The organism is Streptomyces hokutonensis, from assembly GCF_042751305.1.
Classification (GTDB): Bacteria; Actinomycetota; Actinomycetes; order Streptomycetales; family Streptomycetaceae; genus Streptomyces; species Streptomyces hokutonensis_A.
Map to the genome: position 1 here is coordinate 1,195,212 of NZ_JBHYWD010000001.1, position 7,296 is coordinate 1,202,507.

At 69.9% G+C, this 7,296-nt stretch carries 8 protein-coding genes and 2 pseudogenes; 4 read left to right on the forward strand and 6 right to left on the reverse strand.

The genetic code is table 11. From position 1 onward, the window contains the following. Positions 1-7 precede the first annotated feature (7 nt). Positions 8-1,573, reverse strand: a complete 1,566-nt coding sequence (locus tag ACFXC1_RS05585) for a bifunctional 3-(3-hydroxy-phenyl)propionate/3-hydroxycinnamic acid hydroxylase (RefSeq protein WP_381239483.1) — start codon at positions 1,571-1,573, stop codon at positions 8-10. Positions 1,574-1,734: 161 nt separating this feature from the next. Between ACFXC1_RS05585 and ACFXC1_RS05590 the strand changes: the two genes are divergently transcribed. Then, positions 1,735-2,367, forward strand: a complete 633-nt coding sequence (locus ACFXC1_RS05590; protein WP_381239096.1) for a TetR/AcrR family transcriptional regulator — start codon at positions 1,735-1,737, stop codon at positions 2,365-2,367. 11 nt (positions 2,368-2,378) lie between these two features. Here the strand turns inward: ACFXC1_RS05590 and ACFXC1_RS05595 are convergent, their stop codons facing one another. Beyond that, positions 2,379-2,540: a hypothetical protein gene (locus ACFXC1_RS05595; RefSeq protein ID WP_381239099.1), complete on the reverse strand. Its 162-nt coding sequence runs from the start codon at positions 2,538-2,540 to the stop codon at positions 2,379-2,381. Between the two features lie 206 nt (positions 2,541-2,746). Between ACFXC1_RS05595 and ACFXC1_RS05600 the strand changes: the two genes are divergently transcribed. Continuing rightward, positions 2,747-3,793 carry an amidohydrolase family protein gene (locus ACFXC1_RS05600; protein ID WP_381239102.1) on the forward strand — a complete coding sequence of 349 codons (1,047 nt, stop codon included), beginning with the start codon at positions 2,747-2,749 and terminating at the stop codon, positions 3,791-3,793. Positions 3,794-4,273: 480 nt separating this feature from the next. On the opposite strand, the gene ACFXC1_RS05605 is transcribed toward ACFXC1_RS05600, so the two are convergent. Further along, the gene (locus tag ACFXC1_RS05605) at positions 4,274-4,654 is read right to left on the reverse strand and encodes a DUF3618 domain-containing protein (protein ID WP_381239105.1); all 381 of its coding nucleotides are present in this window, start codon (positions 4,652-4,654) and stop codon (positions 4,274-4,276) included. Beyond that, positions 4,651-4,752 (reverse strand): annotated as a pseudogene (locus ACFXC1_RS05610) (phage holin family protein); the annotation flags it as partial. The gene ACFXC1_RS05605 and the pseudogene ACFXC1_RS05610, both read right to left, overlap by 4 nt. Before the next feature lie 571 nt (positions 4,753-5,323). Here ACFXC1_RS05610 and ACFXC1_RS05615 point away from each other — a divergent pair. Then, a pseudogene (locus ACFXC1_RS05615) lies at positions 5,324-6,023 on the forward strand (SDR family NAD(P)-dependent oxidoreductase). On the opposite strand, the gene ACFXC1_RS05620 reads toward ACFXC1_RS05615, so the two are convergent. Together ACFXC1_RS05620 and ACFXC1_RS05625 are read right to left on the reverse strand one after the other, a co-directional pair. Next, positions 6,007-6,159, reverse strand: a complete 153-nt coding sequence (locus tag ACFXC1_RS05620) for a hypothetical protein (protein ID WP_381239108.1) — start codon at positions 6,157-6,159, stop codon at positions 6,007-6,009. The pseudogene ACFXC1_RS05615 and the gene ACFXC1_RS05620 overlap by 17 nt on opposite strands. Beyond that, on the reverse strand, positions 6,156-6,479 hold the full coding sequence (locus tag ACFXC1_RS05625) for a hypothetical protein (protein ID WP_381239111.1): 324 nt from the start codon (positions 6,477-6,479) through the stop codon (positions 6,156-6,158). The genes ACFXC1_RS05620 and ACFXC1_RS05625 overlap by 4 nt, the downstream gene beginning before the upstream one ends. Before the next feature lie 106 nt (positions 6,480-6,585). Between ACFXC1_RS05625 and ACFXC1_RS05630 the strand changes: the two genes are divergently transcribed. After that, positions 6,586-7,176, forward strand: a complete 591-nt coding sequence (locus ACFXC1_RS05630; protein ID WP_381239113.1) for a hypothetical protein — start codon at positions 6,586-6,588, stop codon at positions 7,174-7,176. Positions 7,177-7,296 lie beyond the last annotated feature (120 nt).

Here is a 7,296-nt window from a genome sequence, read left to right on the forward strand (position 1 = left end):
GCAGTCCTTACCGGGCGATCGAGGCGGTCGCGTGCGACGCCGGGGCGAAACCGGCGGGAGGCGGCGGGAGTTGAGCACCGGTGGGTGCGGCCGCGTAGACGTAGGCGTCCGGGCGCAGGGCGAGCGTGGCCGCGCGATGCCCGGCCATCCACGGCAGCAGGACGCCTTCGCTGTCGACGACCGTGTCCTCGGCCGGCTCGGAGCCGGCGGGCGTGACGGTGAGCGAGGGAACACCGAGGCGGTCCCACGCGGGCTGCGGCACCGCCGAGTGGGCGTGCAGGAGCAGCCAGCGGCTGCCAAGTACGTCGTCCAGCCGTACGCGTTCACCGTCGGGGGCGGTCGCCCAGGGCTGCGGGATCTGGTGGCCGGACGCCTTGGTGCGGGGGCGGGCCTGGAAGCCTTCTGCGTATTGGGCGACGGGTATCCAGTTGGAGTGCTGGAGCCAGTTGCTGAAGCCCGGTATGCGGTTGAGGCCGCGCAGTGCGGTGTTCCGGATACGGGTCACCGGGAGTCGTCGTTCGGTGATGATCCGCCCGACGAACACCGCCCGCTTGGTGATCTCCTTGACGTGCGGCTTGCGTTCGGCCTCGTAGCTGTCCAGTACCGCCTCGGGCAGTTCGCCGCGCAGCACGGCGGCCAGCTTCCAGCACAGGTTGGCCGCGTCGCGTACACCGGCGGCCATGCCCTGGCCGATCCACGGCGGCATCGCGTGGGCGGCGTCGCCGGCGAGGAAGACGCGGCCCATGCGGAAGCGGGCGGCGAAGCGGACATGGTGGCTGTAGACGGTGGCCCGGAGGATCTTGATCTGGTCGCGGCCGATCCCGTACCGCGACACCATCGCGTGGATCGCGTCGTCCGTGACCAGGTACTGCTCGTCGTCGCCGGGCAGGATCGGGAACTCCCAGCGGTGGTGCCCGAGCGGGGTCGGGCAGTCGACGGCGGGCCGGGCCGGGTCGCAGCGGAAGCGCAGCCGGTCGTGGTCCGGCCACGGCTCCAGCATCTCGGTGTCGATGACGACCCAGCGGTCCTCGTACGTCCTGCCCTCGTAGCCGATGTTGAGCTGCGCCCGGGTGAGGCTGGAACCGCCGTCGGCGGCGATGACGTAGGAGGCGCGCAGGCGTCGTACGGAGTCGTCGGCGGTGGAGAGGGCCGTCAACTCGACGCCGTCCGGCCCCTGTTGGAGCCGTAGGCACTCGTGCCGCAGCAGAATCTCCACGTTCGGGTACCGCTCGGCGCCGTCGCGCAGGACCCGTTCCAGCGCCGGCTGGTAGATGAACATCTGCGGCGGATGCCCGTGTCCGCGCGGGGTGGGGTGCGCGCTGAGGAACGGCCGGCCGCGCGCGTCGACGAAATCGAGGGGCCGCTCGGCCAGCATGTCCCGCTTGAGCCGGTCGGCCAGACCGGTGCGCTGCCAGATCCGCAGGACCTCCTCGTCGGTGGAGATCGCGCGGGCGCGGGTGAAGATCTCGGCGTCGCGCTCGAGGACGACGACCCTGAGGCCCATCGCCCCCAGCAGGTTCGCCGCGGTCACTCCCGTGGGTCCGTAGCCGATCACCGCCACGTCGTAGGTCATGTCTCCGGCTCTGGACTCGCTCACCAGGCACCTCGCTGTCGTCCCTGTCGCGGTGTGTTGCGATCACGTTGCTGTAGTGTTTACTCCAGTTGGAGTGATCGCTACGGTAAGATGGGTGACGAACGGGGTCAAGTGCCGGCACGAGAGGAAGGCCACATCCGATGAGCGGGCCGCAGGCGACGCGCAAGAAGCGGGCGAACGGGGTGGAGTCGCGGCAGCGCATCCTCGACGCCACGGTGGAGATCGCGGGCGAGCGCGGTTACGAGGGCACGTCCATCGCGGCGGTCAGTGCCAAGTGCGGGCTGCCGGCGAGCTCGATCTACTGGCACTTCAAGGACAAGGACGACCTGATCGCCGCCGTCATCGAGCGCAGTTTCGAGACCTGGCTGGCAGCAGTCGAGCTCCCCGGCGAAGAGACGGGCACGCCGCTGGAGCGCGTGACCGTCCTGGCGGCGAACGTGGCCAAGTCGCTGGTCGACGCGCCGGACTTCCTGCGCCTCGGCCTGATGCTCGCTCTGGAGCGGCGGCCCACCGAGCCCCGGGGCCGGACGGTGTTCCTCCAGGTCCGTGACATCGCCACCCAGAAGATCACCGAAGTGGCCGGGACCGTGTTCCCGGATCTGGACGAGGATGCCCTGCGCACGCTCGCCACCTACGCCGTCGCCGGCGCCGACGGTCTGTTCGTGCACCGGGAGATCCACGGCGACGCGGTCGACCTGGTGGCGATGTTCGAGCTGCACGCACAGCTGGTCTGGGACGCGGCCACCCGCATGGCATCGAGGAGCAAGGGATGACGCCGACCGCATCACACCGTGAGGCACCCCGTCGGCCACCGCGTGCGGCTGAGCACCATGTGGCGCCGATCGACCCGCTGTCGGACCTGTTGCCCGGCCTGGAGCCGGCCGACGCCCATGCCGCGGGCGGGCAGGTTCACCGGCATCAGGCTGACGGTGATGCTCCAAGTCACCGGCACCACCGACCACCTGCCCGCCTACGCCGGAAACCTCGACATCACGACCTCCGCGGCCGTCGCCGCCGAGCGCGTCACCCAGCAGGTCCAGCACGCCCAGTACGCGCAGAACCCCGGGGGAGCCGCCCGACGAGCCGCCTCCACATCAGCAACGTCACCCTGCGGGACGGCATGCGCGCCCTCCAGGCCCCGGAGGACGCCTCGTGACCGGCGCGGCGGGCCGGGTCGACGTGCACCAGCACATCGTTCCCTCCTTCTACCGGGACCTTCTCGCCCAGGCGGGCATCGCCGAAGCCGGCGGCCGTGAACTGCCCGAGTGGAGCGCCGAGTCGGCCCTGGAGGTGATGGACCTGCTGGGCACCGCCACGGCGATCGTTTCGGTCTCCACTCCGGGCACCGGCTTCCTCACCGATCCGGGCGAGGCCGCCGGCCTGGCCCGGCGGCTCAACGATTTCTCCGCGTCCCTCGCCGCCGAACACGCGGGCCGTTTCGGGTACTTTGCCACGCTGCCCATGCCCGATGCCGCCGCCTCCGCCGTCGAGGCCGAGCGGGCCCTGGACGAGCTGGGGGCCGACGGGGTCACCCTGCTCGCCAACAATCAGGGTGTCTACGTCGGCGCGGGCGGCCAGGACGGACTGTGGCAGACCCTGAACGACCGGGGCGCCGTCGTGTTCGTCCACCCCGCCGATCTCCCGGCACCCGCTGCCGACGGGATCCCGCCGTTCGCCGCCGACTTCCTCCTCGACACCACCCGGGCCGCATACCTCCTGGTCCGCAACGGCGTCGTACGCACGTACCCGAACATCCGGTTCATCCTCAGCCACGCCGGCGGCTTCGTGCCATACGCCTCCCACCGCATGGCCATCGCCATCGCCGGCGACACCGGACGCAGCCCACTGGACGTGCTGGACGACTTCCGCGGCTTCTACTACGACACCGCGCTGTCCTCCAGCTCCGCCGCCCTGCCCACGCTGCTCGCCTTCGCCCGCCCCGGACACATCCTCTTCGGCAGCGACTGGCCGTTCGCCCCCGCCATCGCGAGCCAGTACTTCGCCAACGGTCTCGACAGCGGTGTCGACCCCGGTGTCCTCCAGGCCGTCAACCGCACCAACGCCGAAATCCTCTTCCCCCGCCTGGCAGTCGCTCCCGCGCAGACTCCCGCCCGCCCGGCCCCGGTGCGCCTGCGTCAAGCCGCCCGACGGGCCGCCGCCCGTCTCGTCTTCAAGCTCGTCCAACCCGGCACCGATTGAGACACCTACCCAGGACCACGACTCCCCGTCGGGAGTCCGAGGAAGCACGACGTCGAGTTACCGACGACGCCAGCAGCAATTGTCTGTCATGTACCGCAGGACCGGTGGGCTGAGCAGGGGCGCGGAGCGGGGAGCCGGGCGGGCTCGATCACGACCTGCTCAGCCGACTTCCAGGATGCCCCTGAGGTGGAGGGTGTCTACTTTCTGGAAGCCGGCTGCCTGTCGGCGTCCGCCCGGGTTCGGGTTCGGGTTGCGGGGGACGCCGAAAGAAGTGGTCAGCCGGGCCAGGTGCCGGTCAGCCGGCGAAGATCGCTCCTTGCGGGGCGCCCGCGGACAGGGCCTCGGGCCAGGTGCGGTGTTCGTCGGGGGTGTCGTCGCGGCCGATCCGTTTCCAGACCTGCTAGAACGCCGTACCGGCCACCATGCCGCTGAGGGCGCCCATGGCCACGCCGAGCGGTGTGCAAGCGACCTCGCTCACTTTCATCGGTGCTTCCTGGAACGGCGGATGAGCAGCAGCGCGATGAACGCGCCGGCCACGGCGAGCAGCGGGGCGCGGTTGGCTCGTACCGCCTGCAGGCCCTGGCCGGCCTTCTCGCGGACCGGCTCCGGGGTCTTGTCCTGCACCACGTGGATCACGTTCGTTGCCGTGTTCCGCAGGTGGGCCTCGGCCTGTGCCGTCTTCTCCCCGACCTGTTGTTTGACGGCGTGTGCCTTGTCCTGGGCGCGGGCCTTGACGTCGGCTTTGGCCGCGAGCGCCTCGACGGTCTCGCCGAGTTCCTCGCGGGTCGCCTCGACCTGCTCACGCAGTTCCTCCGTGGAGAGGGCTGCCTCATCGCCGGTGTGCGGTGTGTCCTGGGTCATCGGTGTGCCTTCTCCTTGATTTCGGCTACGTCGGCCTTGACGCTGTCGGTGGTCTGTTCCGGTGTCGGTGGGGATGCCCTGCCGATCTGACGCCTGCCGTCGTGAACCACCGTGGGTGGCGATCAACCGGCCTTCTCCTGCCGCCGTTTGATCTGTGTCCGTGTACCCGGGCGAAGGCGCCTCACCGCTCGTCGGAGGAGACATCACCGCGGTGGCTGTGGAGGCCCGTACTGGTGCGACCGCGGCTGGCCACGCCGGACAGTCTCCTGCGGGTGATCCGCCGGCCGCTATGGGTGCGTGCCGCATCGGGGCAACTGGCCTCTCGGAGGGCTGAAAGGCTGTGACCGGGGCACTCGGGTTCTGCGGCACCGGTGAGTGCTGTTCCCCGAAGGAAAGAGAAGCTCATGTATATCGGTCTGGGTACCGTCGTCGTCATTATTGTCATCGTCCTTGTCGTCATGATGCTGCGCCGCCGCTGACCTGTGCCTCTTCGCACCGCACGATCAGCCACGGCCGCAGCTCGCCCGGTGCCGACGGCGGAGTGCGCCAGTGCCGTGGCCGAAGCGGCAGCCACGGCCTTGTCAGCGAACCCGCGCGGGGTAACTGCGGGTCGGGGGGCATCCGGGTGTCCGGAGCGACCGGACACCCGTCAGGGAAGGGCGCGACGACATGACGGGACCGATACTCATCACCGGTGCGGGCAGCGGTTTCGGTAAAGATGTGGCGCTACGACTCTCCGCGGCCGGGCACGAGGTGAACGCGGGCGTGGAGATCATCGCCCAGGTCGGCGCGGTAAGAAGCTGCGGGTCGGGAAACTGGACGTGACCGACCCCGGGGACCGGGAGAACGCCTGGACCTGGGGCGTCGAGGTACTCCTCAACAACGCCGGTGTCTCCGAGGGCGGCACGACCGCCGACATCCCGAGGAGCGGCTGCGCCGCCAGTTCGAGGTCAACGTCCTCGGCCCTGTCCTGCTCACCCAGGGCATCGCCCGGCAGATGGCGGCCCGCGGCAGCGGCCGTATCGTCCTCATGTCCTCGGTGGCCGGACTCACCGTCGACCAGGAACTCGCCGAGTCCGGTGTCACGGTGGCGACGATCGATCCCGGCCCCTTCCCCACCGGCTTCAACGACACCATGTTCGGGACGTGGAAGGAATGGCGCGACAACCCCGCCGACCGGCTCTACGACTACACCGCACTCGCCTTCCCGCACAAGCAGTACGACCCCGAACCGGTCTGCGACCGGACCGTGCAGGTCCTGCTCGGCGAGCAACGCCGCTACCGTCACCTGCTCCCCGCCGAGCTGGAGCCGCAGGCCCGCGAACAGGTCGACGCCCTGTGCAACCGGCAGCTCAACGACCCATCGTGACCATCGTGCCGCCCAGCAGCAACGCGACTGCTGTCGCCACCACCGTGTCCACGGCGATCGCCGCCCGCTGCGGCAGACCGCCGTCATCAACGACATCGTGATTACGCTGCTCTCGGACGTCCGCTGCCTGGATCATGACCGATCTCCTCCACTCACTGCTTCCTGCGCCGTGTGATGGTCGGTGAACGCCGCACAGCGGCGACGGCTGCGGCCCCTGCCGGACCAACCGGTCCCGACAGCGGCCACATGCAGGGCGAGCAGCGTGAGGCCGAGGTACAGCAGGCTCGTCGAACTGAAGATCACGTCGGTCGACGTTTCGGTGGCGTGGATGATGAAGGCGATGCCCAATCGCACAGCCGCCGCGAAAGCCGACATCAGGTTTGTGCCATCGGTCGTGGACGGCCCATGCCCGATCGCGGTGGCTACGCCTTCGTCGGGCGCCTTTCCTGTCGGCAACCGACTATTCGTACGGAGGCCCGGGGCCGGCTGCCCGGCCGGTTTCAGACAGGCCCTTGTCAGCAATCTGACAGGATCCTCATATGGTTCGGCCACAGTGGCCGCCATGACGAACCCCTCTCATCGCAGGTGGCCGGTTTCCGGCCGTTCCGCGCGGGCAGCCCTGTTCACCGCCGTCGGCGCAGCGGGCGTTGTCGTCCTCACCGCGTGCGGTGGCGGCGGCTCGGGCAGCGGGAGTGACAGAAGCAGTGCCGGCGACAGCGATGTGGCCTCGATCGCGAGCCCGGGCAAGGCAGTTGGGACACCGACGCGGACAACGGACCCCGACGCCGGCCGCCCCGTCATCCGGCTGGACAGCTCCACCGAGGAGACCGACCGGATGTGGGACAGCTGGTACGCCTGCCTGAGGGCGAAGGGCGGGCCGCTGAAGGGGCCGCCGACCACCTCGGCCGAGAAGGCCGGTGCCAAGGCTTGCGCGTCGAAGCAGCCGATAACGCCGCCGGAGCTGGACCCGGCCAAGAATCCGGACTACTCCGACGACCTGCGGGTCATGGTGAAATGCCTCAACGCCCACGGCATCAGGGCCACCATGGCCCCCGGCGGCTCCGACTACTCGTTCGACCAGAGCCAGCCGAATCCTCCGCACTTCAATGAGATCGAAACCGCCTGCCAGGTGAAGGCCTTCCAGAAGAAGTAGGCGTGTACGCGAGGGCGGGGGGGGGGCCCACCCCCCCCCCCCCCACCTTGATGTTTGTTATAGAGAAGCCGCGGGGCCGGGTGGGGGGGGGGGGGGGGCCCCCGAGGGAGGGGGGTGCCC

What these genes read in the sequence shown, in the direction of transcription:
- ACFXC1_RS05585 (WP_381239483.1), bottom strand. Translation starts at nt 1,573, where the DNA reads ATGACCTACGACGTGGCGGTGATCGGCTACGGACCCACGGGAGTGACC.
- ACFXC1_RS05605 (WP_381239105.1), bottom strand. Translation starts at nt 4,654, where the DNA reads ATGACCCAGGACACACCGCACACCGGCGATGAGGCAGCCCTCTCCACG.
- ACFXC1_RS05630 (WP_381239113.1), top strand. Translation starts at nt 6,586, where the DNA reads ATGACGAACCCCTCTCATCGCAGGTGGCCGGTTTCCGGCCGTTCCGCG.
- ACFXC1_RS05590 (WP_381239096.1), top strand. Translation starts at nt 1,735, where the DNA reads ATGAGCGGGCCGCAGGCGACGCGCAAGAAGCGGGCGAACGGGGTGGAG.
- ACFXC1_RS05620 (WP_381239108.1), bottom strand. Translation starts at nt 6,159, where the DNA reads ATGATCCAGGCAGCGGACGTCCGAGAGCAGCGTAATCACGATGTCGTT.